The organism is Micromonospora fiedleri (genome assembly GCF_016774385.1).
Lineage (GTDB): Bacteria > Actinomycetota > Actinomycetes > Mycobacteriales > Micromonosporaceae > Micromonospora > Micromonospora gifhornensis.
Map to the genome: position 1 here is coordinate 798,656 of NZ_JAETXL010000001.1, position 26,988 is coordinate 825,643.

Annotated in this window: 23 protein-coding genes; 4 read left to right on the plus strand and 19 right to left on the minus strand. The window is 70.7% G+C overall.

The window, feature by feature from the left end; translation table 11 throughout:
• Window positions 1-64: 64 nt before the first annotated feature.
• Genes JMF97_RS03700 through JMF97_RS03710 form a run of 3 tightly spaced genes read right to left on the minus strand, consistent with a single transcriptional unit; the run spans window position 65 to window position 4,015 of the window.
• On the minus strand, window positions 65-3,238 hold the full coding sequence (locus JMF97_RS03700; RefSeq protein ID WP_203220206.1) for a toxin glutamine deamidase domain-containing protein: 3,174 nt from the start codon (window positions 3,236-3,238) through the stop codon (window positions 65-67).
• 19 nt (window positions 3,239-3,257) lie between these two features.
• Entirely contained in the window at window positions 3,258-3,596 is a 339-nt protein-coding gene (locus JMF97_RS03705) for a hypothetical protein (protein ID WP_203220207.1), read from the minus strand.
• Window positions 3,596-4,015 carry a YbaB/EbfC family nucleoid-associated protein gene (locus JMF97_RS03710; RefSeq protein ID WP_203220208.1) on the minus strand — a complete coding sequence of 140 codons (420 nt, stop codon included), beginning with the start codon at window positions 4,013-4,015 and terminating at the stop codon, window positions 3,596-3,598. The genes JMF97_RS03705 and JMF97_RS03710 overlap by 1 nt, the downstream gene beginning before the upstream one ends.
• A gap of 72 nt (window positions 4,016-4,087) precedes the next feature.
• Between JMF97_RS03710 and JMF97_RS03715 the strand changes: the two genes are divergently transcribed.
• The gene (locus JMF97_RS03715) at window positions 4,088-5,320 is read left to right on the plus strand and encodes an SUKH-3 domain-containing protein (protein ID WP_203220209.1); all 1,233 of its coding nucleotides are present in this window, start codon (window positions 4,088-4,090) and stop codon (window positions 5,318-5,320) included.
• 21 nt (window positions 5,321-5,341) lie between these two features.
• Here the strand turns inward: JMF97_RS03715 and JMF97_RS03720 are convergent, their stop codons facing one another.
• Window positions 5,342-6,781, minus strand: a complete 1,440-nt coding sequence (locus JMF97_RS03720) for an aldehyde dehydrogenase family protein (RefSeq protein WP_203220210.1) — start codon at window positions 6,779-6,781, stop codon at window positions 5,342-5,344.
• A gap of 140 nt (window positions 6,782-6,921) precedes the next feature.
• Here JMF97_RS03720 and JMF97_RS03725 point away from each other — a divergent pair, with 140 nt between their 5' ends.
• Together JMF97_RS03725 and gabT are read left to right on the plus strand one after the other, a co-directional pair.
• Window positions 6,922-8,358 (plus strand): gamma-aminobutyraldehyde dehydrogenase, encoded by a 1,437-nt coding sequence (locus tag JMF97_RS03725; protein WP_203220211.1) that lies wholly within the window; start codon window positions 6,922-6,924, stop codon window positions 8,356-8,358.
• A gap of 67 nt (window positions 8,359-8,425) precedes the next feature.
• The gene (gene gabT / locus JMF97_RS03730) at window positions 8,426-9,697 is read left to right on the plus strand and encodes a 4-aminobutyrate--2-oxoglutarate transaminase (protein WP_203220212.1); all 1,272 of its coding nucleotides are present in this window, start codon (window positions 8,426-8,428) and stop codon (window positions 9,695-9,697) included.
• 244 nt (window positions 9,698-9,941) lie between these two features.
• On the opposite strand, the gene JMF97_RS03735 is transcribed toward gabT, so the two are convergent.
• Window positions 9,942-10,667 carry a hypothetical protein gene (locus JMF97_RS03735; RefSeq protein WP_203220213.1) on the minus strand — a complete coding sequence of 242 codons (726 nt, stop codon included), beginning with the start codon at window positions 10,665-10,667 and terminating at the stop codon, window positions 9,942-9,944.
• Between the two features lie 390 nt (window positions 10,668-11,057).
• Here JMF97_RS03735 and JMF97_RS03740 point away from each other — a divergent pair, with 390 nt between their 5' ends.
• A complete protein-coding gene (locus JMF97_RS03740) occupies window positions 11,058-11,732 on the plus strand; it encodes a DUF4352 domain-containing protein (RefSeq protein ID WP_238358523.1) in 675 nt (224 codons plus the stop codon).
• A gap of 116 nt (window positions 11,733-11,848) precedes the next feature.
• On the opposite strand, the gene JMF97_RS03745 is transcribed toward JMF97_RS03740, so the two are convergent.
• From JMF97_RS03745 to JMF97_RS03805, 14 genes are all read right to left on the minus strand, one after another.
• Complete coding sequence (locus tag JMF97_RS03745; protein WP_203220214.1) at window positions 11,849-12,523, minus strand: RlpA-like double-psi beta-barrel domain-containing protein; 675 nt, start codon at window positions 12,521-12,523, stop codon at window positions 11,849-11,851.
• A gap of 153 nt (window positions 12,524-12,676) precedes the next feature.
• Window positions 12,677-13,312: a M15 family metallopeptidase gene (locus tag JMF97_RS03750; protein ID WP_203220215.1), complete on the minus strand. Its 636-nt coding sequence runs from the start codon at window positions 13,310-13,312 to the stop codon at window positions 12,677-12,679.
• Complete coding sequence (locus tag JMF97_RS03755; RefSeq protein ID WP_203220216.1) at window positions 13,309-14,472, minus strand: D-alanine--D-alanine ligase family protein; 1,164 nt, start codon at window positions 14,470-14,472, stop codon at window positions 13,309-13,311. Before JMF97_RS03755 ends, JMF97_RS03750 begins: the two co-directional genes overlap by 4 nt.
• A complete protein-coding gene (locus JMF97_RS31040; RefSeq protein WP_238358524.1) occupies window positions 14,469-15,551 on the minus strand; it encodes a threonine ammonia-lyase in 1,083 nt (360 codons plus the stop codon). The genes JMF97_RS03755 and JMF97_RS31040 overlap by 4 nt, the downstream gene beginning before the upstream one ends.
• A 62-nt stretch (window positions 15,552-15,613) precedes the next feature.
• Window positions 15,614-16,792, minus strand: a complete 1,179-nt coding sequence (locus JMF97_RS31045; protein WP_307816749.1) for an acyltransferase family protein — start codon at window positions 16,790-16,792, stop codon at window positions 15,614-15,616.
• Between the two features lie 287 nt (window positions 16,793-17,079).
• The gene (locus JMF97_RS03765; protein WP_203220217.1) at window positions 17,080-18,138 is read right to left on the minus strand and encodes a sensor histidine kinase; all 1,059 of its coding nucleotides are present in this window, start codon (window positions 18,136-18,138) and stop codon (window positions 17,080-17,082) included.
• A complete protein-coding gene (locus tag JMF97_RS03770) occupies window positions 18,135-18,803 on the minus strand; it encodes a response regulator transcription factor (RefSeq protein WP_203220218.1) in 669 nt (222 codons plus the stop codon). Before JMF97_RS03770 ends, JMF97_RS03765 begins: the two co-directional genes overlap by 4 nt.
• 516 nt (window positions 18,804-19,319) lie before the next feature.
• Window positions 19,320-19,823 (minus strand): endonuclease domain-containing protein, encoded by a 504-nt coding sequence (locus tag JMF97_RS31910; RefSeq protein WP_307816750.1) that lies wholly within the window; start codon window positions 19,821-19,823, stop codon window positions 19,320-19,322.
• 636 nt (window positions 19,824-20,459) lie between these two features.
• Window positions 20,460-21,473: an agmatinase gene (gene speB, locus JMF97_RS03780; RefSeq protein ID WP_203220219.1), complete on the minus strand. Its 1,014-nt coding sequence runs from the start codon at window positions 21,471-21,473 to the stop codon at window positions 20,460-20,462.
• The gene (locus JMF97_RS03785; protein WP_203220220.1) at window positions 21,470-22,672 is read right to left on the minus strand and encodes a saccharopine dehydrogenase family protein; all 1,203 of its coding nucleotides are present in this window, start codon (window positions 22,670-22,672) and stop codon (window positions 21,470-21,472) included. Before JMF97_RS03785 ends, speB begins: the two co-directional genes overlap by 4 nt.
• On the minus strand, window positions 22,672-24,090 hold the full coding sequence (locus JMF97_RS03790) for an NAD(P)/FAD-dependent oxidoreductase (RefSeq protein ID WP_203220221.1): 1,419 nt from the start codon (window positions 24,088-24,090) through the stop codon (window positions 22,672-22,674). Before JMF97_RS03790 ends, JMF97_RS03785 begins: the two co-directional genes overlap by 1 nt.
• Entirely contained in the window at window positions 24,087-24,929 is an 843-nt protein-coding gene (locus tag JMF97_RS03795) for an ABC transporter permease (protein WP_203220222.1), read from the minus strand. The genes JMF97_RS03790 and JMF97_RS03795 overlap by 4 nt, the downstream gene beginning before the upstream one ends.
• A complete protein-coding gene (locus JMF97_RS03800; protein ID WP_203220223.1) occupies window positions 24,926-25,840 on the minus strand; it encodes an ABC transporter permease in 915 nt (304 codons plus the stop codon). Before JMF97_RS03800 ends, JMF97_RS03795 begins: the two co-directional genes overlap by 4 nt.
• Window positions 25,837-26,988, minus strand: a complete 1,152-nt coding sequence (locus tag JMF97_RS03805) for an ABC transporter ATP-binding protein (RefSeq protein ID WP_203220318.1) — start codon at window positions 26,986-26,988, stop codon at window positions 25,837-25,839. The genes JMF97_RS03800 and JMF97_RS03805 overlap by 4 nt, the downstream gene beginning before the upstream one ends.

Sequence of the window (26,988 nt, forward strand, 5' to 3'; positions counted from 1 at the left end):
GGTTGGGCAAGCGCGTTTCGTCCTGCCCGGAGCAGTCCACGTCACCTCGGCCGGGTGGAGACGGTCAGCCGGACTCGCCGAGCAGGTGCACCCGGTTGAGGTACGGGTCGCCGTACCCCTCGAATTCCTCGGCGGGCGGAAATCGGGGCAGATCCGGTCGCTGGCTGTAGATGCCCCGACGTAACCCGGCCAACGGCATCGGCCGGGCACCGCCGTCGAGCACCAGCACGTCCGCGTCGACCGCGTTGAAGGGGTGCGCCGCCCCGTGGTACCGGTACGGCGGTTGATCGCTGACCAGCCCGACCTGCGGGTCGACGTAGAGCACCGTGCCGTTCTGGTTCAACGCCACCCAGATGTGCGCCCCACCCCGCTCCAGATGGTTGACGACGAAGGCGAAACTGCCGTGCCCACCGAGCACCAGTTGGTCGCGCAGGTTGCGGTAGCCGGTGTCCAGCGCCCGTTGCAGTTCGACCGGCGTACGGGCGGTGCCGTCGCAGAGCCGCTGGAAGCGGCCACCGGTGACATCCTCGACCCGCCCGGTGCCGTCCTGCTCGCCGTTGAGCGGCCGAGTCACGTCACCGGCCTGGTACGCGTCGAAGGTGCGTGGCGCCGCGACCCGGGGACGCCCGTGCACCCAGGTGTCGTAGAGCGACAGGGTGCAGTCCAGGCAGTTGATCCCTCGGGTCGGGTCCGCGCGCGGCCCGCCGTCGTTCATCAGCCCGAACCAGTCCCCGACCCGAGGATCGGCGGTCCGCACCACGTTGCCCGCCTCGTCGCGGGGCAGTTGCTGTTCCACGTCCCGTTGGTGCAGCGCCAGTGGTGGACGCAGCCCGCCCGGCCGGCCGTACGCGCGGGACCGGTCGATCGGCGGTGGATGGTCGTCGCCGGTCAGGGCGGAACGATCGCCGGTGTCGATCGCGCCGACGGCGAGATCGCCGACGTCGGCGTTGATCCGATGGAAGTCCTCCGGCCGCTCGACTGTCACCACGTCGGGCACGACGGCACCCGACGCCACCGCGTCGGCCAGATCCAGACACCGCCCGTACGCACGGGTCTCGGCCTTCGCTGCCTGCTGCCAGTTGGCTGACGCATCGCGATGGCCCGCCTGGTGAAGCTGGCGCGCAAATGCTGCGAAGTCGCTGGCGCGCTGGTAGTGCTCATCCGCCTGAATCCTCAGTCGGGAAATCTCACGTGATCGCCGAGCTTCCTCATAGTGGACTCGCTGTGACTCGTAATAGCCCTGGTAACGACGCCGTTCGAGGGCCTCGTAGTCGGCGGCCCGGCTGGCTTCGTGATCGGGGGGTGTCGGCGGCGCTGTGGGTGGGGTGACATGCCCCGGAGAGTTGACCGCCGGCGCATTCGGAACGAGTGCTTCGACAAGTGCGGAGCGGGGTGGCGTGGGCGAAGGCTCCGGCCGCGACGGTGGACCGCCGGGAGAACCTGCCTCCGGCCGCGTCGTCGTCGGCGCGCCCGGCACCCGGTCCATCACCGGCCCTGCTGCTGCGGAACCCGTCGCAGTTGACGACCCGCTGATGCCGACCGCGGCCACCGGGCCCGACGCATGGACCGGACCGCCCGGATGGACCGAACCGCCCGGATGGACCGAACCGCTCGAATGGGCCTGACCGCTCGGGTGGGCCGGACCGCCGACCATTCCGCCTGTCGCCGTCATGTCCGGGCCGGTAGCGACACCTGGCACGACCGACGGTGGCGCGACCGTGGACAGCGCCGGCCCTGAGACGTCGACCAGTCCGGCCGTCGAGGCTGGGCTTACGGCAGCAGCGCTTGACTGAGCACTCGCCGGGACCTCGCGACCCGGCTGGTCCGGAGTCGGACCCAGCTCAGTAGGCAGGGCCGATCCCGGAGTCGCAGCCGACTCAGTAGTCAGACCCAGATCCGGCGGGCGGTGCACCGTTTCGTTCAGGGCGGATCCGGCAAGACTCACCGGCCCACCGCCATGAGGCGGCTCCAGGTCCACACCGCCATCGGCTGCCGACAGGGGCAGCGCGGGCCCGGCAGCCAGCGATGTCGAACCCATCGGCCCGACGGCAGGTGGTTCGGTCGAGGTCCGTTGAGCCGGGATCGCCGCGCTCTGCGCCGACTCCGCAACGGGCGCCGGCTGCGTGGATGCTTCGCCGGCGAGCGGTAGCGTCAGCTCTGGGGCAGCAGGCGCCGGGATGGCCGGCCCGGGCAGCACCGACGGGAGCGCCGGACCGGACAGGGCGGCCAACTGGCCGTCGAGGCGGGCCTGCAACGCCCGGTCAGCCTGGCCGGTGGCCGAGCCACGGGCACCCGAAGCAGCCGCGCGGGCGGCGTCCTCCAGCGACGTCAACCCCTGCCCGGTGGCCAGGCTCGCGGCCTGGTCGGCGATCACCTCGCCGGTCATCTCCCGGCCCAGGTGTTCGGCCATCCGGGCACCCCCACCGGTGGCGTGCCGGCCGAGACCGGCCAGTGACGCCGCCGCCCCGCCGGCCAGGCCGCCGATCGCGTTCGTGCTCAGGTCGGTCACGTCCAACTCGTGCCGACGGCCGGTGCTCTGCTGATAAACCTGGGTGGCCAGGTTGACCCCGGCCTCCTGGGCCGCCTCCGTCAGCCCTTCTCGGGCGGCGTGCCGGGCCAGCCCGCGCGCACCCGTGGTGGTCACCTGCTTCGCCGCGCGTTCGCCGACTTCCTTGAGGCCCTGCTTCAGCGACTTGCGCGCCAGCTGGGCGAGCAGACGCCGGAAGATCTGCTGGACGATGAAGCGGGTCGCGGCGATCACCCCGGCGGCGGCCGGCGAAGCAGCCCCGGCGGTGAGCACCGCCGCCACCGCCAAGGCCAACAACTCGACCACCAGGATGCCCAGCTCGATCCAGACTTCGAGCTTGGCGCCCTCGATGTCGCACCCGCACTCCTCCACCACCCGTCCCAGGTCGTGGCTGACCGCGAGCAGCACCGGCAGTGGGGCATCCTCGCCATCGGCCACCCGCCGCCACGCCCCGCCGAACGCGGCCGCGACCGCACCGACGCCGCCGTAACCCTGGTGCACCTCGGCGGCGGCGGTGCTCGCATCCGCCTGCGGGCCGGCGAGGGATGCGGCCACCGCGTACCACTGGTCGGCCAGATCCCAGACGGCGCGCTCGTCGCCCTCCGGCCATTCGACGCCGATCACCCAGTCGAGGGCCTCGTAGATCCAGCCCGGCAGGTCCCACGGTGAATAGTCCAGCGGGTGCGGAATCGGGCTCGGTAACAGCGTCATCGCAGGTTTCCGGCCCAGGTCAGCGCCGGGGGCGCGGGTCGGAGATGCGGTCGAACCGGGTGCCGCTGGCCGCGTCGGTCTGTTGGTTGGTCTCGACCGAGCGGACCACGTCCGCGCCGAGGTCGGCCAGCCGTCGTCCGACGCCCGCCCAGACCCGCAGTGCCATCTCCTCGTAGCCCCGGTACTGCCGCTCGAACGCCGCGCCGATGTCGTCGCGGCCCCAGGGCCGCCGGCTGCTGGCCGCCGCTATCGCGGCACCGGCCTCGGCGTGCCGACCGGTCACCGCCTCGCCCGCGCGGGTCAGGTCCGCGCCGCCGCGACGGGCCCGGGCAGGGTCGAGCCAGAGCTCTCCGGCCATCACTCGCTCCGTCGCAGCACGGTGTCGGCCCGGCCGAGCAGGGTGCCGAAATCACCGGTACGCAGGAAGTCGGCGGCCCCGGACCGAGCCGGCAGGTAGGTGCTCACGAGATCCTGGGTAGCCGTCGTCGCGGCGGCGGCGGCCCGCCGTACCGTGGCGGTGATCTTCGCGCTCAGCGCCTTGGCGTCGTGGTCACGGTAGATCGAGGGATTCAGGTCCACCGCGATCAGCTCGCCCTGGGCGCCGACGGTCGCGGTCACCTGGCCGTCGTCGGAGCGCTGCGTCACCCGCAGCTCGGCAAGCCTGGTCTGCAGTTCGTCCAAACCGGACCGCAGCTGCTGATACTGCCCGTACACCTCGTCGAAGCGGGCCCGGAGGGCACGATTGGCATCACGGTTCACGCTGTCGGTCAACGCCATCCCTCTCGTAACCGTCGGTAAGCCGCACCATACCGGCTGCCACGAATTCGCGTTGTCCGGTAGGTTCGCGGTGTGATTGACCGCGAGCAGGCCGAGCAGATCGCAGCGGTATGGGCCCGCCGCGACTCACAGCGCCTGGGTCACGAGTGCCGTCCCATGGTCACGGAGTTCGACCTCGGGTACGTCATCACCTCGACGGTGTCCACTCAGGTCAAATCCATGCCCGGCGACCTGCCGACCACGGTGGTCGACAAGGAGACCGGCGAGGTGACCACCTGGCCCCGGGTGCCACCCGAGGTGGTCGAGCAACTCTTCCGCCGTGGTCGCCCCACCGGCCCGCCGGTCCCCCGCACCGTGGATCCGGCCGGCCAACTGCTGCGCGAGATCCGTCGGCTACCGACGCCGACCACCGCGGCACACCTGACCATCGAGGGCCGCATCTTCACCGCGCACGGCGCGAAGGGCGACGTCGAGCTCAACCACCATCCACTGGTCCGCGCGTACCTCGACGGGCTGCCCGCCGGGCACCTGGTCCGTGGCGGCGACCGGCACGCCGAACTGGTCGTCGTCTCCGACGTCCTGCACGAGTACGACCACCGCCGCGCCGCCGAAGGCATCGCCCCGATGGAGGCCAGCGACGCGGAGGCACTGCTCAGCGCGGCTCGATTCGACTGCTACCTCGTCCGGGAGGAGGGCGACCCGGCGGGTGGGCGGGTCGAACGCCCCTGCGACACCTGCATCAACTTCCTCGTCCACTTCAACGTCCTGCCCTGGTCCGAACGCGGCTGGACGGCACCGTGGTATCCGGAGCCCGCACCCGATCCCGAGCCGGGTCGCTTCCCGACCGATGTGACGAACGCACTCGTCGCCGCCGGCTGGCGCCCACACTTCGGCGACGAGGTGGTGGCGACGTCAGCCATCCGAGATGTCAGAGCGGTGCGGGGCAAGACCCATGAACACGCCGTCCCTCCGGCCGCTCTGCGGACTCTGACCGCTTTTCCGAGCCTGGTCGGCGCCAAGCTCGGCCCGGGGCAAGAGGTGTGGATCTCCCGGTTCGACATTCGGCCTCGGCAGGTCGCGCACACCGCTGACACGCTTGCCGACTTCGGGGCGGTGATCGGGGCACGGCTGTTCCCCATCGGTACGGAGAACCAGCACAGCATCATCGCCGTCGACGAGCACGGCCGGATCTTCGCGCTGGATCAGGCCGGCGAGTGGTTCCTCGGCGCGAACATCGACGAGGCCCTCGTCACCCTGCTGCTCGGCCGCGCCCCGGCTCGGGTACGCGACGATGGCAGTTGGTGAGCCGCACCGCGAGCGGACCGCCTACAGCGCCACGCCGGTGAGGACGGTGACCCGGGTGTCGGTGTAGTCGTCCATGGCGCTGCGCAGCCCTTCCCGCCCCACGCCGCTGCCCTTCACTCCGCCGTACGGCATCTGGTCGGCGCGGTACGACGGCACGTCGCCGACGATGACCCCGCCGACCTCCAGGGTGCGGGCCGCCGCGAAGGCGACGTCGAGGCGGTGGGTGAAGACACCGGCCTGGAGCCCGTACGCCGAATCGTTGACGGCGGCGAACCCGGCGGCGTCGTTCTCGACCCGGTCCACGACGAGCACCGGGCCGAACACCTCCTCGGTGCACACCTTCGCCCCCGCAGGAACTCCACTCAGGACGGTTGGTGGGTAGGTCGCGCCGTCCCGTTGGCCGCCGGTCTCGATGGTGGCGCCTGCCGCCACCGCCTCGTCCACCCACGCCTCCACGCGGCGGGCGGCGTCGACGGAGACCAGCGGACCGACGTCGGTCAGCGGGTCGGTCGGGTCGCCGGTACGCAGCTCCCGTACGGCCGCGACCAGGCGGGGCAGGAACCCGTCGTAGAGCCACTCGTGCACGTACACCCGCTGCACCGCGATGCAGGACTGGCCGGCCTGGTAGTTGGAGAAGGTGGCGATCCGCTGCGCCGCGAAGGTGAGGTCCTCGTCGCCGGAGAAGTCTTCGCAGATCAGGGCCGCCGCGTTGCCGCCGAGTTCCAGCGTCACGTGCTTGTCCGGTACGGACCGGCGGATGCTCGCGCCGACCGGCCCGGAGCCGGTGAACGAGACGACCGGTAGGCGGGGGTCGGTGACGAGTTCGGCGGCGCGGTCGTTGGGCAGCGGCAGCACCGCGAACATGCCGGCGGGCAGCTCGGTCTCGGCCAGGATCTCGCCGAGCAGCAGCGCCGAGAGGGGGGTGGCCGGGGCCGGTTTCACGATGATGGGTGCGCCGACCGCCAGCGCCGGGGCGACCTTGTGGGCCACCAGGTTGAGCGGAAAGTTGAACGGGGTGATGCCCAGCACCGGCCCCTTGGGCACCCGCCGGACCAGGGCGATGCGGCCGGTGGCGGCCGGGTCGGTGTCGAGTCGTTGCAGCTCGCCGGAGTAGCGCCGGGCCTCCTCGGCCGCCCACCGGAAGGTCGACACCGCTCGGCCCACCTCGGCCCGGGCCCACTTGACCGGCTTGCCGTTCTCGGCGGTGATCAGAGCGGCGATCTCCTCGGCCCGTTCGGCGAGCCGACGCGAGACGTGGTCCAGCGCCGCCGCGCGGGCGTGCGCGGGCAGTGCGGCGGCCTCCGCCGCCACCTCGGCCGCCGCCGCCACGGCAGCCTCGACCTGGCCGGCGGTGGCAACGGTGGTACGCCCCACCGGGCGCCCGTCGTACGGATGGTGGACGGTCACCTCGTCGGTGCCGTGGCTGGGTCGACCGGCGACGAAGAACGGTGTGAGCTCCACGTTCCGTAGCCTAATCCAGAGCCGAGCCGACGGATACGGTCGCCTAGACCCTTGTCTGCCGCGAATTCAGTAGCGAAGATGGCACGAAGGTTGCGATAACCGCCGCAGCGCGCCCCCGGACCCTTCGGAGTGATCCTGTCATGAGTGACCAGCAGAAGCTGCGCAACTTCGTCAACGGCGAGTACGTCGAGCCGGTCGACGGTGGCTACGCCGACCTGATCGACCCCTGCACCGGGGAGGTCTTCGCCCAGGCCCCGGTCTCCGGGACCGCCGATGTCGACGCGGCGATGCGGGCCGCCGCCACCGCCTTCGAGAGCTGGCGGGACAGCACCCCGGCGGAGCGGCAGAAGGCCCTGCTCAAGCTCGCCGACGCGGTCGAGGCCCGGGCCGCCGACCTGGTCGACGCCGAGGTCCGCAACACCGGCAAGCCCCGACAGCTCACCGCCGACGAGGAGCTGCCGCCCGCGGTGGACGAGTTCCGCTTCTTCGCCGGCGCCGCCCGGCTGCTGGAGGGCCGGTCGGCGGGTGAGTACATGGCCGGGCACACCTCGTACGTGCGGCGCGAGCCGATCGGCGTCTGCGCCCAGGTCACCCCGTGGAACTACCCGCTGATGATGGCGGTCTGGAAGATCGCGCCCGCGCTGGCGGCCGGCAACACGGTGGTGCTCAAGCCGTCGGACACCACGCCGGTGTCGACGCTGCTGCTGGCCGAGATCGCCGCCGAGGTCCTGCCGCCGGGCGTGTTCAACGTGGTCTGCGGTGACCGGGACACCGGTCGTGCCCTGGTCGCGCACCCCACCCCGCAGCTTGTGTCGATCACCGGTTCCACCCGGGCCGGCATGGAGGTCGCCGCCGCCGCCGCGCCCGACCTCAAGCGCACCCACCTGGAACTGGGCGGCAAGGCACCGGTGGTGATCTTCGACGACGCCGACATCGCGGCGGCGGCCGAGGCCATCGCGATGGGCGGCTACTTCAACGCCGGCCAGGACTGCACCGCCGCCACCCGGGTGCTGACCACGCCCGGCGTACACGAGGACTTCGTCGCCGCCCTCACCGAGCAGGCCCGCAACACCAGGACCGGCGCGCCGGACGACGCCGACGTGCTCTACGGCCCGCTGAACAACGCCAACCAACTGGCCCGGGTACGCGGCTTCGTTGACCGGCTGCCCGACCACGCGAACCTGCAGACCGGCGGTGCGCAGGTGGGCGAGCGCGGCTACTTCTACGCCCCGACCGTCGTCGCCGGTCTGCAACAGGCCGACGAGATCATCCAGCAGGAGGTCTTCGGCCCGGTCATCACCGTGCAGCGCTTCTCCGACGAGGACGAGGCGGTGCGCTGGGCCAACGGCGTCGACTACGGTCTGTCCGCCTCGGTCTGGACGCGCGACCACGGCCGGGCGATGCGGATGACCCGCCGACTCGACTTCGGCTGCGTCTGGGTGAACACCCACATCCCGTTCATCTCCGAGATGCCGCACGGCGGCTTCAAGCACTCCGGGCACGGCAAGGACCTCTCGATCTACAGCCTGGAGGACTACACCCGGATCAAGCACGTCATGCACAACATCGAGGGCTAGTGAGCGCGAGGAGTGAGCCGGGGTTGCGAGCCCCGCAGTCGCGAACGAAAGAAGGCACAGCAATCTCATGACGTCTTCAGCGGAGTTGCACAAGCGGCGGGGTTCGGCCGTCGCGCGGGGTGTCGGCAGCGTCATTTCCTCCTATGTCGACACCGCCTCGGGCGGCACCCTCACCGACGTCGAGGGCCGCCGGTGGATCGACTTCGCCGCCGGCATCGCGGTCACCAACGTGGGCAACTCCGCCCCGAAGGTGGTCGAAGCGGTACGCGCCCAGGTCGAACGCTTCACCCACACCTGCTTCATGGTCGCGCCGTACGAGTCGTACGTGGCGGTCTGCGAGCAGCTCAACGAGCTGACCCCGGGCGGCTTCGAGAAGCGTTCGGCGTTGTTCAACTCCGGTGCCGAGGCGGTGGAGAACGCCGTCAAGATCGCCCGACACGCCACCGGGCGGCCGGCGGTGGTGGTCTTCGACCACGCGTACCACGGTCGGACCAACCTGACCATGGCGTTGACCGCGAAGAACATGCCGTACAAGCACCGGTTCGGGCCGTTCGCCGGGGAGATCTACCGGGTGCCGATGTCGTACCCGCTGCGCGACGGTGGCCTGGACGGGGCCACCGCCGCGGCTCGGGCGATCGAGTTGGTGGAGAAGCAGGTCGGTGCGGAGAACGTGGCGGCGTTGCTGATCGAGCCGATCCAGGGCGAGGGCGGTTTCGTCGTACCGGCGGCGGGTTTTCTGCCGGCGTTGCGCGAGTGGGCGACGGCGGCCGGGGTGGTCTTCATCGCCGACGAGATCCAGACCGGCTTCTGCCGCACCGGCGACTGGTTCGCCTGCCAGCACGAGGGCGTCGAACCGGATCTGATCACCCTGGCCAAGGGCATCGCCGGCGGGTTGCCGCTGGCCGCGGTGACCGGCCGGGCGGAGCTGATGGACGCGGTGCACGTCGGCGGGCTCGGTGGCACCTACGGGGGCAACCCGATCGCCTGCGCCGCCGCGCTCGCCTCGATCGACACCATGCACGAGCTGGACCTGGCCGGTGCGGCCCGGCGGATCGAGGCCGTACTGGGTGCCCGGCTGCGGGCGATCGCCGAACGGGATCCGGCGATCGCCGAGGTACGCGGTCGCGGCGCGATGCTGGCCGTGGAGATCGTGCAGCCGGGCACCCTCACTCCCGACCCGGCCGCCACGACGGCGGTCTCGGCGGCCTGCCACGCCGCCGGCCTGCTCACCCTCACCTGCGGCACCTACGGCAACGTGCTGCGTTTCCTGCCCCCGCTGGTCATCGCCGACGACGAACTGTCCCGTGCGATGGAGATCCTCGACGCCGCCTTCGGGTGACACGAGACGGCCGGGTGACTGCCGCGTCCGCACCGCGCGACAGCCACCCGGCCCGGTCTCAACGCAGCAAGCGACATAGACCGTGCAAGCGCCGAGGTCCAGCCTGAGCGGAGCAGACGGCGGGACAGTCGCCGGCCTGATCAGCGGCGAGCGGACATCGCCAGCCTCTCGGAATTGGCAGTTCGCAGAGACCCGACTCCTTCTAGGAAAACGCGCACTTCTTGCCGGCATTCACCGGGGCATGCTAGTCAGCAACCGTGAAAACCAAATTCATTCCACTGCTTGGGTGATAGCTCCAGTTTGCACGGATGTCGCCCCAGTGGCCCGATCGCCTACCATCCAAAGCCCTCGTCGAATCCATTTCGGCAACAACCGAATCTGGCGTCCCCAACTCGGTCAACAGGCAGGCAATTGACGCAATCGGCAGACCCGCATCCTCCTTCCCCTGGCCTCTCACCGTAAGCGTCCGCCCTTCGTCGCCAACCACAACGAACGCAGAGTGGGGGGCGCAGCTCTTTTTGGCCGCCGCGAAGGGCAACGACTCGCTGGAAGAACCTGAGATTGAACCCAGAGGGCTGTCCAGTCCACCGAAGTCGATGACTCCGCCCAGCGCAACTCCAGCGACGAAAATAAGCACTCCGGCTGCACCAGCAATTAGGGCCTTCCTCTGGCGGGGAAATAGTCTTCCTTTGACAGGAACCTGGACCGGATCCCGCATGAGATCGGTGTCCTCTCCGTCAATTTCCAGGTTTCTTACCTGACACTCATTCAAGCCCGAACCCGAGTCAGCCATCTTCGCCCCTGAATTTGATAGCAATTGGGAAAGTCGGCGCGCAAGGACCTTTGTTTCAGCCAATATTCGCTGGGCCGGCCGCAACCGCGTGTCCGGATTCAGCCAAAACGGAACTCTCGCATCACCATCAAGAAACATAGAGACCGGCAGCCCGACTCGCCAATTGGAGAGGGCCACGCCAGCGGGCGGACGTGTCGGCAGCCCGACACTTCATCGTTGCGCTCGCCAGGAACAAACAGCAGCTTGGTGCCCTGACCAGCGGATTCTCGACAACCCTCCCACATACGGCTCCCCTTCGTCTACTTTTCGTCACCTTCGGTCGACCAGACAGCGGAATGTCCGGTCAGATAAGTTGATGGCGATCTAAGAATGCTCGGGCAGGGTCATCGAGGCGTTCGTTGTGGGGACGGACGCGCCATTTCACCTGTGGAGTTTCTTGTGAGTGTTCCGGGACACCCCGACCAGCAGCCGCCATACCAGGTCAACCAGCCGCCTTCTGCGGCGCACTCGTCAGTCCATCACTCTTCGACACCATCGGCTTACCCTGCCCCTGGCAGTCAGCCGGCAATGGGCCAGCCATTCCCGGGCGCTCCGGTCGCACCGGCCCGAAAGAAGCGGTGGCTGATCCCGACTCTGATCGGCGTTGCGGCAACGCTGGTGCTTTGCTGCGGCGGGTCGATGATCGTCGCCCTAGTCGGCGATCCGGCCACCACCGACACCTCTACGGCGGCGGGCTCAGCGCCGCCACCGGTCACCGAGGCGAAGCCGTCGCCAGCTCCTCCGACCACCCCCGATTCCAAAGAGCCGGAGCCGGAGCCAACCGAGGACGAGCCGAAGACGTACAAGATCGGCAAGCCTGTGCGAGGCGGAGACTTCGAGTTCGTTGTGCACGGAGTGAAGTGCGGAATCAACTCGGTCGGCGATTCGTTCCTGAACACGAAGGCGCAAGGAGTGTTCTGCCGAGCCGACATCTCGGTCAAGAATGTGACGAAAAAAGAACAACTCTTCCACGCCGATGGCACGGTAACCGCGCAGGACGGCAGCGGACGCGAGTACGGCGCCAATGGCACCGCCGGCATATACGGCAACAAGGATGGCGCGGGCTTCCTCAACGAGATCAACCCCGGCAATTCAATCCGGGCGTTCGTATACTTCGATGTACCGAAGGGCACCAAGCTGACCAGCATCACCTTTGACGCCGGGCTCTTCACCTTCGCCGAGGACGCCGTCGTCAAGCTGTGACGCGGGTGATATCAGCCGGATCCCAAGGCTGGACATCCTGGACGCCACCATCGCCTGACTTGGGTGGGTTCCGCAGACGCTGCGGAACCCACCCAACTCTTTCCGCATCGACCGTCTCAGCGCAGCAGTTCGACGGTGTTGTTGCGGACCAGGTTCTTGCCGGGTTCCCGGATCTGTTCCATCGCCGCGGAGTTGAGCAGCACGCAACTGCCCGACGGACCGGTCACCGTCACCGTGGTCGACCGGTTGTTGTCCAGGTTGGTCACCCGCAGTCGGGTGCCGACCGGGAACCGGTCGCTGGTGGCGGCCGGGGCGGCGGCTTCCTCGAAGAAGGTGATCGCGCCCTGACAGGCCGACCCGTCGACCGGGCGGACCGCGGGCGGTGACGCGACGCCGGGCCGGTCGGCGACCTGGCCCGGCTGCCTGGGCGGTACGGCGACACCGCCCAGCCGCTCGACCACGTTACGCCGGATGACGTTCTTTCCCGGTTCGCGGACCAGGTCCATCGCGGCGGAGTTGAGCAGTACGCAGCTGCCCGACGGCCCGACCACTGTCACCTCCGCCGTCTTGGCGTTGTCCAGGTTTGTCACCCGTAGCCGGGTCCCGACCGGGAACTGGTTGCTGGTGGCGGCGGGGGCACCCCCTTCGGCCGAGAAGGTGATCGAGCCGGAGCAGACGCTCTGGGCGGTCGGCGTACTGTCGGCGAAGCCGAGTCCGGTGCTCACCGCCAAGGCCCCGGCGGCCACCACCGCCACCCCCGCCGCCAGCATGTGCTTGCGCTGCACCTTCACCTGTCGCCTCCCGTACCTCGGCATCTGCGTTCGGATGCTGGTACGGCGTGGGAGCGCTGTCGGGTTCAGGTGGACCGGAAACAAACCTTCACATCGACGCTCCGACACCGCGCCCGCACAGGATGACGCCACCCCTCACCCGATGCCACGCCCTCACAGCGGACCGTAGCGGGTGTGCGGTGCCCCGGTCATCAGTGCCCAGTAACGGTCGCCGTAGGACCAGTGCCACCACTCGGTGGGGTAGTTGACAAGTCCCGCGCAGGCCAGCGCGGCACCCATGATCCGGCGGTACCGGCGGGCAGGCGCGCCGATCGACGTGGCGGCCGTGAAGCAGGCGTTTCCGCTCGCCTCGGGGGTGGCGTCCACCGCGGTGCCCATGTCCACCTCGATCCCGTCGGCGGTGCACAGGGTCAGGTCCACCGCCCCGCCGGTGCTGTGCGGCGCCACCTCCACCGGGGAGACGAACTTGGTGGTTTCCTCGTACACCCGCTGCGGCGACCAGTCCGGATGGTTGCGGCGCAACTCGTCGCGGTAGGCGGTGAAGATGTTCAGCTGCGCCTCGTACGGCCGGTATCCCTCGATGACCAGCAGGCGCAGGCCGTCGGGCAGGGTGCGCTGCGCGGCCAGCAGCCGGTCCACCACCTGATGACGCAACCGGGCGTACGCCCCGGCCGGATCGGCCGCCCGGTCGTCGAGCCGCAGTTCGGGTACGTCCCGCAGGTCGACCAGGGGGTCACCGTCGTCCACGCCGGGCACCGCCGCCACCCGGGGATCGCAGAGCAGGATCACGCCTGGCCCTCCTCGCTGGTGGGACGGCTCGCCTGCCGTTCGACTGCGAGCGCGACCAGCCGGTCGACGATCTCCTGGTAGCCGACCCCGGCAGCCGCCCACACCTTCGGGTACATCGAGTGCGCGGTGAAGCCGGGCATCGTGTTCAACTCGTTGACGTACAACTCGCCGGCCGACTCGTCGTAGAGGAAGTCGACGCGGGCCAGCCCCCAACCGCCGATCGCGGCGAACGCCCGCAGCGACAGGTCCCGGATCCGCTCGGTCACCTCGTCGGGCAGCACCGCCGGCACCACCATCGGATCGGCGTCGCCGAAGTACTTCTGCTGATAGTCGAACCAGCCTCCGGTGACCCGCACCTCGCCCACGGTGGACGCCTCGGGACGGGTCCCGCCGAGCACCCCGCACTCCAACTCCCGGCCGGTGACACCCTGCTCCACCACCACCAGGTTGTCGTGCCGCAGCGCTTCCTCCACCGCCGCAGCCAGGTCGTCGTCCTCGGTGACCCGGGAGATGCCGATCGACGAACCCATCCGCGCCGGCTTGACGAACAGCGGTCGGCGCAGCCCCACCACCAGCTTCTCCACGTCCTCGGTGGTGCGGTAGGTGTGCTCGTCGAACCAGACGTGCGGGGTGATCGGCACTCCCTCGGCCCGCAGCGCCCGCTTCATCGCCACCTTGTCCATCCCGACGGCGGAGGCGAGGATCCCGCAACCCACGTACGGCACACCCAGCGATTCGAGCAACCCCTGCACCACGCCGTCCTCGCCGTACGGGCCGTGCAGGACCGGAAAGACCACATCGAGTACGGCGTGCACCTCGCCCGGCGACTCCGCCCCGGTGACCAGTGCCGTGCCGGGCCGCTCGCCGGCCCGCAGTTCCACGGCCGCCCCGGTCACCGACAGTCGGTCGTCGATGGCCCGCGCCGCTGCCGTACCGTCGATGTGGGCGGCCAGTGTCTCCTCGGGGACGAGCCGCAGCCGGCCTTGCCGGGTGACGCCGAGCGCCACGACCTGGTACCCGCCGCCGACCAGCGCCCGCGCCACCCCGAGCGCCGAGGCACAGGAGACCTCGTGCTCCGCGGACGGCCCACCGAACAGCACCCCGATCACCTGCGGCCTGCCGCCGTCCCGTCGCGCTCCCCCGCTGTGACGCTCGCTCATGCTGCCGCCCCTTCCTCGATCCGATGCGGGGTCGCCAGTCGGGCGACCAGGTCCGCTTCCACATTTCCGCCGGTCAGCACCACACCGACCGTGTGCAGCCGCCGCGTACCACTCCCGCCTGCGCCCTCTGCCCCGCCCTGACGCTCCGCGTCCCGGCCGCCGGGTTGGTCGGCGGTGCGGCCGGTCAGTCGGAGTACGCCGGCCAGGCCGGCCGCCCCGGACGGCTCGGCCAGCACCTTCAGTTCCAGCAGGAGCAGCCGGAACGCCTCGGCTATCTGCTCGTCGTCCACCCGAATCACGCCGCGCAGGCGGTCCCGGACGATGGCGAACGGCAGCGCACCCACGCAGGACGGCCGAAGACCGTCGGCGATCGTCGGTGCGGGCGTGACCGGGACCGGTCGACCGGCGTCCAGGCTGCGGGCCAGCGAATCGCAGCCGTACGGCTCGACGCCGTACACCTCGATCGGCCGCCCGGCGGCGGCCAGGCACGCCCCGGCCACGCCGCCGCCCCCACCGACGGGCAGCACCAGCGCGTCCAGCGGAGTGCCGGCCCGCTCGGCCTCCTCGATCAGTTCGAGGCTTGCGGTGCCCTGCCCGGCCACCACGTCCGGATGGTCGTACGCGTCGACGATCGGGTGGCCGGTCTCGTCGCTGATCTGCCGGGCCACTGCCAGCCGCTGCTCGACGTCGGTACCGGCGAACACCACCCGCGCACCCGCCGCCCGGGCCCGCTCGACCTTCGTCGTGGGCGCGTCGACCGGAAGCACCACCGTGGCGGCCACCCCGTGTCGCCGCGCCGCCAGCGCCACCGCGACCGCGTGGTTACCGGTGCTCTGCGCAACCACCCCACGGTGCCCGGCCGCCACCAGCCGACCGACCGCGAACAGCCCGCCCCGCATCTTGTACGAGCCGCCACGCTGCAGGTTCTCCGCCTTCATCAGCACCCGCACGCCGGCCAGCCGGTCGATCGCCGGAGACCGCAGCAACGGGGTACGCAGCACCCGGCCGTCGAGCCAGCGGGCGGCCTCCGCCACATCGACCCGGGCTGGGTCGACCTCCGGGGAAGCTGAGCGGGACATGTCGTCTCCTTCTGATTCAGCCGGCGAAACGCCGGTCAGGTGGATGGCAGGCCGGGTGCTGATCACGTCGACGCGGCCTCCCGCCGGGCGGGCAGGTCGGCGCGTCGCCGGGCGGGCAGGTCGAACAGCCACCACGCGCGGGCGGCGAGCAGGGTCCGGTGCACGCCCAGGCTCAGCGCCAGCACGGCGACGGTGAGCGTGAACGGGAAGCCGAAGGCCAGCGCCAGCCGGGCGGGCTCGTCCAGGTCGGCGACCCGGTCGGCGATCAGCAAATGCAGCAGGGCGAGCACCGGCATGTGGATCACGTAGATCGGCAGTGTGTGCCGGCCGAGGGCCGCCAACGGTTCGGCGACCACCGGCCACCGGGTGAGGCGAACCGCCCCGGCGATGCCGAACAGCACCGCGACGGTGGACACCAGCACCGCCACGCCGGGCAGCCGACCGACGTCGGTGGCGAGCAAAACCGCAGACCCGATGCCGTACGCCGCCGCCGCGAGCAGCAGCCGTCGGCCGGTCACCGCCTGCGCCCACCTCAGCACGTACGGCCGCAGGTGCAGACCGGCAAGGAAGAACACCAGATTCTGGTAGAGCCCACCCCGGTTGCCCGGGGTGTCCAGCAACCCGGTGGCCGCGACGGCGGCGAGCGTGCCCGCCGCGCCCAGCAGCACCGCCGGGTGGACCCGACGCAACGCCTTGGCCAGTACGAAGTAGAGCGCCAGTGCGTACAGGTACCAGAGGTTGGACGGGGTGATGGTGAGCTGGGCCAGCAGTTGGCCCACGCTGCTCGCCCGATCGGTGGGGAAGTCCGGGGCGAAGGCCAGCACGGCGGTGTGGATCAGCAGCCAGAGGGCGTACAGGTAGAGGAACTTGGCGACCCGGGAGCGGGCCACCGCCCGCCAGGGCCGGTGCACGGCGGCGGCCGCGAACATGCCGGAGATGGTGAAGAACAGTGGCATCCGCATCGGCAGCAACAGCTCGCCGAAAGCGCCCCAGGCGCCGGGCACCGGCACGGCGAGCCGCCACTCGATCTGCAGGTAGTCCTTCATGATCACGTGCCAGAGCAGGACCAGGACGATGCAGCCACCCTTGGCGACGTCCGCCCAGGCCAGCCGCCCACCGGCGGACCCGCCGTGCCGGTCGTGCACCGACCCGGAACGCCCGCCGTTCGCCGACTCGGCCTCCCCGACCGGCACCAACCCGGACTGTCCGCTGTGGGCCGACCCGGACTCCCCGACCGGCACCGACCCGCACCGCCCGTCGTGGGCTGCCCCGCACCGCCCGTCGTGGGCTGCCCCGCACCGCCCGTCGTGGGCTGCCCCGCACCGCCCGTCGTGGGCCGGCCCGGTCGGAGCCGGGGCAGCGCTGGTGGGCGGTGCCGTGTGCTCTCGGGTGGTCACGATGGTGGTGCTCCTCTCTGCCGGGCAGCGCCCGATTCCGGGCACGCCGAAGGCCGAGTTGCCGCGCTCGGCGGTCGATGTGGGGTGCGGTGCTGTCGGTGTGGGTGCGGTGCGTGGTCGGCTGAACCGGGTCAGGGCGCCTTGGGAAGCTGGACGTCGACTCGTAGACCGCCGTACTCGGCCGGTCGGGCGGCGATCAGGCCGTCGTGCGCCTGGGTGATCGAGCGGGCGATGGCCAGGCCGAGGCCCGCCCCGCCGCTGTGGTTCGTACGGTCCCGGGCGAGCCTGCGGAAGGGCTCGAAGAGCCCGGCCACCGCCTCGGCTGGCACCACCTGACCGCTGTTGACCACGGTCAGCGCCGTTTCCCGGCCGACCGTCACGGTCAGCGTCCCGCCCGGCCGGTTGTACTTGATCGCGTTCTCCACCAGGTTGCTGACCAGGCGTTCCAGCAGTACCCGTTCGCCCATGACCACCCGGGGTGTGAGGTGGCTCTGCACGGTCACCCCGGCCTCCTCGGCCCGTTCCTGGTATCCGGCGAGGACCGTGCCGACGATCTCGTCCAGCCGCTGCGGGAGCCGCGCCCGCAGTCCCTGGTCGCTCTCGCTGAGCGCCAGCAGACCCTCGATCAGCCGCTCGTTGCGCTCGTTGGTCTCCAACAGTTGGCTGGTCAACAGTTCGAGTTGCTCGCCGGTGAGCGAACGGGCCATCCCGACCTCGATCAGCGTCCGCTGCACCGCCAACGGCGTACGCAACTCGTGCGAGGCGTTCGCGGCGAACCTGCGCTGGCCCTCGTAGCCGGCCGCGATGCGTTCCATCATGTCGTCGATGGCACGGGCCAGCCGGGCCATCTCGTCATTGCCGCGCGGCCGGATCCGGTAGCCGAGATTCTGCGGCCCGACGTGCGCGATCGGCCCGGCGAGATCACTCACCGGACGCAGACACCACGCCCCGGCGGCCCAGATCCCGACCAGCGCGATCACCAGGACCACGAGGCCAGTCAACAAGCTGAGCTGGCCGACGACGCTCCCGGCCGCCCCGCACGCCGTGCTCACCCCGGGCACCCCGGCGTCGCAGAGCCGCTGGCCGAAGATCCACACCAGGTTCAGCACCCTCTTCACCACGAGGGGCATGGCGATCCCGACGACCAGGGCGGCCGCGCCGACCACCAGGATCCGCCGACGTGGCGTCATGCTTTCGTACCGCCGATCCGGTATCCGGCCCGCGGCACGGTGTGGATGATCTGCGGCGTGCCGAGCTTCTTACGCAACGTCATCACGGTGACCCGGACGGCGTTGGTGAACGGGTCGGCGAACTCGTCCCAGGCCTGTTCCAGCAGTTCCTCCGCGCTGACCACCCGCCCCTCGGCGCGCATCAGCACGTGCAACACGGCGAACTCCTTCGGACTCAGGCTGACCTCACGGTCGTCCCGGGTCACCGTGTGCCGGGCCACATCCAGCGCCACACCGTGCTGGCGCAACACCGGCGGCACCGCCGGCGCCGAACGCCGCCCGAGCGCCTGCACCCGCGCCACCAACTCGGCGAAGGCGAACGGCTTGGTCAGGTAGTCGTCCGCACCGAGACCGAGCCCCTCCACCCGGTCCCGGATGCCGGCGGCGGCGGTGAGCAGCAGCACCCGCGTGGTGGCCCCGGATTCGGCGAGGCTGCGGCACACCTCGTCGCCGGTGTGTACCGGCATGTCCCGGTCCAGCACGGCGACGTCGTAGCGGTTCACCCCGATCCGCTCCAGGGCACCGCCGCCGTCGTAACAGACGTCGACCGCCATCGAGAACTGGCGCAACCCCTCGGCGACCGTGTCCGCCAGCAAACGCTCGTCGTCCGCCACCAACACCCGCACGTGCACTCCCCCGTGATCCGCAACTGTCCGGCACACGTTCGCAGGCCGGAGTTAAGGGTTCTGTAAGCGCCTGCCGCCGCAATCCTCCACGCCACCGCCCCGACCACAAGTCCAGGCCCTCCCACCCCCTCCAGCCACCCACCCAGCAGCCCCAACCACCCCCAAACACCCCCTCCCCACCCCCTCAAAGTGACCCACCCCACACCCACCACCCCACCCCCGCCCTGCCACTCCGCCCGACCCCGCCCCACTCCGCCCGACCGCCCAGGCCCAGCCCGCCCGGGCTCGGCCCCGCGATCTTGCACTTTGGGTCGCCCATTGGGCTAGTTACGTCCCCTTTACGGCGACAGGAAGTGCAAGATCGCGGGGGCCGGAGCGGCCGGAGCGGACCAGGGCGGGCTGGCGCAGGGCGAGGGGCGTGGTGAGCCGACGGGCTGGGCGCCCAGCGGGGGGTCAAGACCCGGCAGAGGGCGGAAGCGCGGCGGGAGGCGGAAGCGCAGCAGGAGGCGGGGGCGGTCAGGAGAGGGCGGCTCGGATGGTGGCGACGATGTGGGCGGGGCGGCGGTAGAGGTCGCGGTCCGTGAAGTAGCGCATCCGCCAGCCCTGCGCGTCGAGCCAGTTGACGCGCTCCCGGTCGTACCGCAGGGCATCGCGGTCCAGGTGGGTGAGGCCGTCGTACTCGATGCCGACCCTGCGCTCCCGGTAGCCCAGGTCAAGGCGGTAACGCAGCGTGCCGTAGCGGTCCGGGACCCACAGTTGCGGCTCGGGTGGAGGCAGCCGGCCGTCCAGCAGCACCAACCGCAGTTGGCTCTCCTGACGGCATTCCGCCCGACCGTCCGCCAGCGGCACCAGTTCGCGCGCCTGCCGCACCCCACGTAGCCCGCGATGTGCGCACACCTCGGCGAGCAGATCGTCCGGCGTGACCGCCTCGGCGCGCAGCGCCGAATCCAGGACGGGAAGAGCATCGAACCGCGCACCGTACGCGCGAGGTCGACCGCACAGCGCGCCGCCGGTACGCACGGCAGCCCTTGCACGAGCACCGGCTGCACCGGCAGCACGCAGTGATGCACCACCAGCCCCGGCAGCCGGGGCTTCGGTACGGTGGGTGGCACCTGGACGTGCACGAGATCGTCGCGCAGTACGCCGAATCCGTGCCGCCGGGCCGCCGTCTGCCGAGCCAGCATGGTCCCCGCCGGCAGACACAGCAGGAGCGCCCGCAGTTCGTCCTCGTCGTCGACGGGCTGATCGGCGTAGACACCTCGCCGCACCCGGCGCAACTCCTCCCGACTGAGCCGGGTACGAAGCCGACGAGCGGTCAGTGTGCGCATCAGGGTTTCCACCCGCCACAGTTGAGCAGCCATCCCGGCACCCTGCCCCGCACCCCGCCCACCCCTCCACCCCACACCCACCCCCTGTGGACAACCACCCACCCTGTGGATAACCCCCACCCACCCCCTCCCCCGTGCTAGACACGCCCACCCCCACCCTCACCCCACCCACCCCCCACCTCGTCGATCTTGCACTTTGCGTCGCTAATTCACGTCTTATGTCCCGTATGCCCCGACCAAAAGTGCAAGATCGGCGGGGCTGGAGCGCGGGGCGCGCGGGCGTGAGGGGGGCGCAGGGCGCGAGGACGCGCGGGGCGTGGGGGTGGGGTCAGCGGGAGTCTAGGAGGGGTTGGGTGGGGGTCCAGGGTGGGGTGCCGGTGGCGTCGTGGCGGCGGCGGGCGATGGCGGAGAGGGCTTCCAGGACGATGCGGTTGCCCAGGTAGGCGGTGATGTCGGCGTGGTCGTACGGTGGGGCGACCTCGACCACGTCGACTCCGACGATCGGGAGTTCGTAGCAGGCCCGGCGGACCGCGTCGAGCAGTTGGCGGGAGGTGAAGCCGCCGGGCTCGGGGGTGCCGGTGCCGGGTGCCATGCCCGGGTCGACCACGTCCACGTCGACGGAGAGGAAGACTCCCGCGCACTCGTCGGTGGCGATGTCGAACGCCTCGGACAGGCAGTCGTCCAGGCCCCGGGCCACGATCTCGGTCATCTCGTACGAGCGCATCCGCTGCTCGGCCATCCACCGCAGAGTCGAAGGCCCCGGCCAGTAGCCGCGCAGTCCGATCTGGAGGAAGCGGTCGCCGCGTACCGCACCGGATTCGATGAGTCGACGCATCGGTTGGCCGTGCCCGTGCAGGGAGCCGAACTCGATGTCCCCGGTGTCGGCGTGCGCGTCGAAGTGCAGCAGCGACACCCGGCCGAGCCCGTGGTGGCGGGCCACTCCGGTGGCGTCGGGCAGGGCGATGGAGTGGTCGCCGCCGAGGATCACCGGGATCGCGCCGGCCGACGTCACCGCGTACACGGCGGTTTCCAGGGCGGCCAGGGAGCGGTCGATGTCGCCGGAGAACATCTCCACGTCACCGCCGTCGTACACGCACAGGTCCTTGAGGGCGTCGACGCGCATGGCCAGGGACGGGCGGGAGCCGTCGTGCGGCAGGTAGCAGGCCTGGCGGATGGCCGACGGGCCGAACCGGGTGCCGGGGCGGTGGGAGGTGCCGCCGTCGAAGGGCGCACCGATGATGACCACGTCGGCGTCGGCGTACGTCACCGGTTCCTCGATGGTGCACGGCGGCACGCCGAGGAAGGTGACGTCGGGGCCGAACATCGGGCCGTAGCGAGTCATCGTTCCTCCATGCCCCAGGGTGAGCCGTAGTCGGTGAGCAGGTCGAGGAAGGGTTTCGGTGCCAACGCCTCGGGGCCGAGCACTCCGACGCCCGACCAGGCGCCACCGGCCAGCAGTTCCAGGGCGACGACGGGGTTGATGGCGGTCTGCCAGACCACCGCCTGGTGGCCGTACTCGCGCATCGACCATTCGTTGTCGACCACGTGGTAGAGGTAGACCTCGCGGGGGCGGCCGTCGAGGCCGGTGCCGCGTACCCAGGTGCCGGCGCAGGTCTTGCCGCGCATCCGGTCGCCGAGGGTGGCCGGGTCGGGCAGGCAGGCGGCCACCACGTCGCGCGGCGACACCGACACCCCGCCCACCTGTACCGGCGACGTCGCGGAAAGGCCGAGCTTGTGCAGCGTCTTGAGCACCTCGATGAACTCGTCGCCGAGGCCGTACTTGAAGGTGACCCGCTTCGCCGGCACCCAGCGCGGGATCAGCAGCACCTCCTCGTGTTCCACGTTGACGCACTCGACCGGACCGATGCCGGCGGGGAAGTGGAACACCTCCGGCTCGCTGAACGGCTCGGTGGTGAACCAGCCGCGCCCGTCCTCCCAGATCACCGGCGGGTTCAGGCACTCCTCGATGGTGGTCCAGATCGAGAACGACGGCGCGAAGGCGTAGCCGTCGACGGTCAGGTTCGCCCCGTCGCGTACCCCGATCTCGTCGATCTCGGCGAACAGTTCGTCGGCGGCGTAGCGGGCGAAGACGTCGGACAGGCCCGGTTCCACGCCGATGCCGCACAGTGCCAACCGGCCCGCGTCGGCCCACCGCTGCGCCACCGCGAACTGCTCGTCGCCGAGCTTGACGCCGGTCTCCCGGTAGGGCCGGGTCGGGTGCGGCTTCGACAGCGACATCGCCATGTCCAGGTAGTCGGCGCCGGCCGCGTACGCCCCCTCGAAGATCGGCATGACGAAGCGCGGGTCGACCGCGTTGAGCACGTGGGTGATCCGATGTTCGCGGCAGGCTGCGGCGACCGCCTCGGCGGAGCCGGCGTCAAGCGTCGCCGCGGCGAAGCGGGCGTCGCGGCCGGCGACGGCCCGCGCCGCGCGGGCGGGGTCGTAGTCGGCGACCACCATGGTCTCGAAGAAGGCGCGCCGCGCCGCGATGGCGACGACGGCGGCACCGACCCCACCAGCGCCGACAAGCAGGACACGCATCAGGAATCAAACCCCAAACCAACCCGATCGAGCGTACGGAGCCAGAGGTTGCGCCGCCCTTCATGCGCATCGGCGCGGGCCATGGACCAGCGGGTGAGCCCGATGCCGACCGCGCGGGCCGGCTCGGGCGGGAACGGCAGTGGCTTGTTGCGCACCAGGGCGAGCCGGGTCAGCGGGGTGTCCGCCCCGGCGACCAGGTCGAGCAGCACCCGCGCACCGAACCGGGTCGCCCCGACCCCCAGCCCGGTGTAGCCGCCGGCGTACGCCAGCCGCCCGTCGTACGCGGTGCCGAAGAACGCGCAGAACCGGGTGCAGGTGTCGATCACCCCGCCCCACCGGTGGCTGAACCGCACGTCGGCCAGTTGCGGGAAGGTGGTGAAGAAGTGCGTGGCCAGGGCCGTGAAGGTGGCGTCGCGCTGTTCGAGGGCCGGGGCCACCCGGTTGCCGTAGTGGTAGACCGCGTCGTAGCCGCCGAACAGGATCCGACCGTCGCCGGTGATCCGGTAGTAGTGGAACTGGTTGCCGGTGTCCGCCAACCCCTGCCGGTTGCGCCAGCCGATGGCGTCGCGCTGCGCGGGCGTCAACGGTTCGGTCATCAGCGCGTAGTCGTACACCGGCACCACCCAGGCGCGCAGCCGGCGCAGCAGCGGCGGGAACGCGTTGGTGGCCAGCACCACCCGGTCGGCGCGTACCGCCCCGGGCACACGGTCGGCACCTGTGGTCTCGGCGAGCAGCGCCGCACCGGCCCGACGCAGCCCGGTCACCCGGGTGTGCTCGTGGATGCGTACCCCGAGGTCGAGGCAGGCTCGACGCAGCCCCCAGGCCAGTCGCGCCGGGTCGAGCATCGCCACCCGGTCGCGGTCCCACAACCCGCCGAGGTACGTCGGTGAGTCCACCTCGGCCCGTACCTCGTCGGCGTCGAGCAGGCTGACGTCGTGGCCGTACCGGCGGGCCAACGCGACGTCCTCGGCCAACCCGTCGAGCTGGTACGGCTCGACCGCCACCGCCAACTCGCCGGTACGCTCGAAGTCGCAGTCGATGCCGTACGCGGCCACGGTCGCCGCGATGTCGTCCAGGTTCTCCCGACCGAGCCGCTCCAACTCGTCGATCTCGTCGGGGAAGCGTTGCACCCCGTTGGCCAGCCCGTGGGTCAGCGAGGCGGCGCAGAACCCGCCGTTGCGTCCGGACGCCGCCCAGCCGCAGGTGCCCGCCTCCACCAGCAGCACGTCCCGTCCCGGGTCGGCCTGCTTGGCCAGCAGTGCGGCCCACAACCCGCCGTACCCGCCACCGATCACCAGCAGGTCGGCGCTGGTCGGCCCGGCCAGCGGCGGGACCGGGTCGGGGCGCTCCGGCCGGTCGAGCCAGTACGGTGCGCGTACCGCGTCGGTGAGGGCCCGGCCGGGCGGCGGGAGGTTCATGACCGGCTGGCCGCCCGGGGCGTCGGTACGGCCGCCGTGATCACCGACCGGCGGGCCCGCCGCCCCCGCAGCATGGTGGCCAGCACCAGCAGCAACGCGATCGCGAACATGGCCGTGCCGATGACGTTGACCTGCGGCGGGATGCCCCGCTGGGCGGCACCCCAGACGTACATCGGGAACGTGACGGTGGTGCCCGAGTTGAAGTTCGTGATGATGAAGTCGTCGAAGCTCAGCGAGAAGGCCAGCAGGGCGGCGGCGACGATGCCGGGCAGCACCAGCGGCAGGGTGATCCGGCGGAATGTCTGCCATTCGCTGGCGTACAGGTCCATCGCGGCCTCCTCCAGCCGCCGGTCCATCCCGGCCAGCCGCGCCTTGACCGTCACCACCACGAACGACAGGCAGAACATGACGTGCGCGATGACGATGGTCCAGAAGCCCAGCGGCACCCCACCGGCGACGAAGAGGGCGAGCAGCGAGGTGCCCATCACCAGTTCCGGGGTGGCCATCGGCAGGAAGATCAGCACGTTGAGCCCGGAGCGGCCCCGGAACCGGTGCCGGACCAGCGCGAACGCCATCAGGGTGCCGAGCGCGGTGGCGGCCACGGTGGCGAGGAAGCCGATCTGCGCGCTGCGCAGCACCGCGTCGCACATGTCGGAGGTGGCGCACGGGTTACGCCAGTTGTCGAGGGTGAACTCGTTGAAGTCGTACGACAGTCGGCTCGACGGGCGGTTGAACGACAGGGCGGCGACCACGGCGATCGGCAGGAACAGGTAGCCGAGCACCAGCAGGGCGACCCCCATCACCCAGTGCTGGGCGAACCACCGGGAGACACGGCTCATAGGACATCCTCCGTCCCGGCCCGACGCAGGTAGACGAAGACCACCGCGAGGATCGCCGACATCAGCAGGAACGACAGGGCCGCGCCCTGCGGGTAGTCCAGCCGGACCAGGAAGGCCGAGTCGATGACGTTGCCGATCATGTACTGGTTCGGGGTGCCCAGCAGTTCGGCGTTGATGTAGTCACCGGTCGCCGGGATGAAGAAGAGCAGGGTGCCGGCGATCAGTCCGGGCATCGACAGCGGCAGGGTGACCCGCCGGAAGGTCTTCAGTGGGCTGGCGTACAGGTCGCTGGAGGCCTCCAGCAGCCGGTAGTCGAGCCGCTCCAGGCTCGCGTACAGCGGCAGCACCAGGAACGGCAGGAAGTTGTACGTCAGGCCGAGCACCACGGCGATCGGGGTGGCCAGCAGCCGCCCGTCCGGCCCGAGCAGGTGCACGTCACGCAGCAGCCCGACCAGCCAACCGTTGTCCGACAGGATGGTCTTCCAGGCCAGGGTGCGCACCAGGAAGCTGGTGAACATGGGGGCCACCACGCAGACCAGCAGCAGGTTCTTCCAGCGGCCCGCCTTTTGGGCGATCGCGTACGCCAGCGGGTAACCCATCAGCAACGCCAGCACCAGCGCCATGCCGGCGTACAGGAACGATCGGCTGAACTGCGGCCAGTACTGCTGCAGCGCGGTCGGGTAGTTGCCGAAGGCCCAGGTCAGCGCGTACCCGGTGGAGAGCGAGCCCTCCGGGTCGTAGAGGCTGGCCGAGGCGAGCTGCACCAGCGGCAGGGCGAAGAACAGCAACAGCCAGGCCGCGCCGGGCAACAACAGCAGGTACGGCAGGAACCGGTAGCGCGCCGATCGGGCAGCCTGCGGCGGCGACGCCGGCTGCCCGGATCCGGTGGGTACGTGCGCCAGGATGCTCATGAGGAAGCGCCCACCGGCTGGTCGAGCACCGGTGTGGTGCGGTCCTCCTCGTCGGCGCGGCGGCCGAGCAGGAAGGCGTGCCGCGGGTCCCAGTACGCCACGGCCCGCTCCCCGACGGCGAAGCGCTGCTGCGTCCCGCTGTTGGCGACGAAGACGCTCAGCTCCGTACCCCAGCTGGTGCGCAGCAGATACTGGGTGCTCACCCCGACGTACGAGGCGTCGGAGATGGTCCCGTCGAGATGCTGACTGCCGGCGGGCACTTGCACGGCGGCACCGGCCAGGTGCAGCTTCTCCGGGCGTACGCCCAGGTAGACCGGGCCTTTGTCGGTGCGGGCCCGGGCCGACGGTACGGAGAACCGCGCCCCCCGGGCGGTGACCAGGGTGTCGTCGCCGTTGCTGCCGGAGACCTCACCGGCGATCAGGTTGGACTGGCCGAGGAAGTTGGCCACGAACGCGGTGGCCGGGAACTCGTAGATGTCGGCAGGTGCGCCGAGCTGCTCGATCTGCCCGGCGTTCATCACCGCGACCGTGTCGGCCATTGTCATGGCCTCCTCCTGGTCGTGGGTGACGTGCACGAAGGTGATGCCGACCTCGGTCTGGATCCGCTTGAGTTCGATCTGCATCTGGCGACGCAGTTTGAGGTCCAGCGCGCCCAGCGGCTCGTCGAGCAGCAGCACCTGCGGGTGGTTGATCAGCGCCCGGGCCAGCGCGACCCGCTGCTGCTGGCCGCCGGAGAGCTGGGCCGGTCGACGCCGCTCGTACCCGTCGAGTTGCACCAGCGACAGCATCTCGCGTACCTGACTGTCCACCGACCGGATGCCGCGTCGACGCAGCCCGAAGGCCACGTTCTCGAAGATGTCCAGGTGCGGGAAGAGGGCGTAGCTCTGGAACACCGTGTTGACCGGCCGCTTGTACGGGCGCAGCCTGGCGATGTCCCGGTCACCGAGCAGCACCTGTCCGCTGGTCGGCTCCTCCAGCCCGGCGATCATCCGCAACGTGGTCGTCTTGCCGCAGCCGGAGGCGCCGAGCAGGGCGAAGAACGAACCCTGGCCGATGGTCAGGCTGAGGTCATCGACGGCGGTGAACGCGCCGAACGTCTTGGTGAGGTTGGCCAGGCGCAGGTCGCCCGCCGGTGTCTCCCGCGCCAT

What these genes read in the sequence shown, in the direction of transcription:
- JMF97_RS03700 (WP_203220206.1), bottom strand. Translation starts at nt 3,238, where the DNA reads ATGACGCTGTTACCGAGCCCGATTCCGCACCCGCTGGACTATTCACCG.
- JMF97_RS03705 (WP_203220207.1), bottom strand. Translation starts at nt 3,596, where the DNA reads ATGGCCGGAGAGCTCTGGCTCGACCCTGCCCGGGCCCGTCGCGGCGGC.
- JMF97_RS03710 (WP_203220208.1), bottom strand. Translation starts at nt 4,015, where the DNA reads ATGGCGTTGACCGACAGCGTGAACCGTGATGCCAATCGTGCCCTCCGG.
- JMF97_RS03725 (WP_203220211.1), top strand. Translation starts at nt 6,922, where the DNA reads ATGAGTGACCAGCAGAAGCTGCGCAACTTCGTCAACGGCGAGTACGTC.
- gabT (WP_203220212.1), top strand. Translation starts at nt 8,426, where the DNA reads ATGACGTCTTCAGCGGAGTTGCACAAGCGGCGGGGTTCGGCCGTCGCG.
- JMF97_RS03740 (WP_238358523.1), top strand. Translation starts at nt 11,058, where the DNA reads ATGGGCCAGCCATTCCCGGGCGCTCCGGTCGCACCGGCCCGAAAGAAG.
- JMF97_RS03755 (WP_203220216.1), bottom strand. Translation starts at nt 14,472, where the DNA reads ATGAGCGAGCGTCACAGCGGGGGAGCGCGACGGGACGGCGGCAGGCCG.
- JMF97_RS31040 (WP_238358524.1), bottom strand. Translation starts at nt 15,551, where the DNA reads ATGTCCCGCTCAGCTTCCCCGGAGGTCGACCCAGCCCGGGTCGATGTG.
- JMF97_RS03765 (WP_203220217.1), bottom strand. Translation starts at nt 18,138, where the DNA reads ATGACGCCACGTCGGCGGATCCTGGTGGTCGGCGCGGCCGCCCTGGTC.
- speB (WP_203220219.1), bottom strand. Translation starts at nt 21,473, where the DNA reads ATGACTCGCTACGGCCCGATGTTCGGCCCCGACGTCACCTTCCTCGGC.
- JMF97_RS03785 (WP_203220220.1), bottom strand. Translation starts at nt 22,672, where the DNA reads ATGCGTGTCCTGCTTGTCGGCGCTGGTGGGGTCGGTGCCGCCGTCGTC.
- JMF97_RS03790 (WP_203220221.1), bottom strand. Translation starts at nt 24,090, where the DNA reads ATGAACCTCCCGCCGCCCGGCCGGGCCCTCACCGACGCGGTACGCGCA.
- JMF97_RS03795 (WP_203220222.1), bottom strand. Translation starts at nt 24,929, where the DNA reads ATGAGCCGTGTCTCCCGGTGGTTCGCCCAGCACTGGGTGATGGGGGTC.
- JMF97_RS03800 (WP_203220223.1), bottom strand. Translation starts at nt 25,840, where the DNA reads ATGAGCATCCTGGCGCACGTACCCACCGGATCCGGGCAGCCGGCGTCG.
- JMF97_RS03805 (WP_203220318.1), bottom strand. Translation starts at nt 26,988, where the DNA reads ATGGCGCGGGAGACACCGGCGGGCGACCTGCGCCTGGCCAACCTCACC.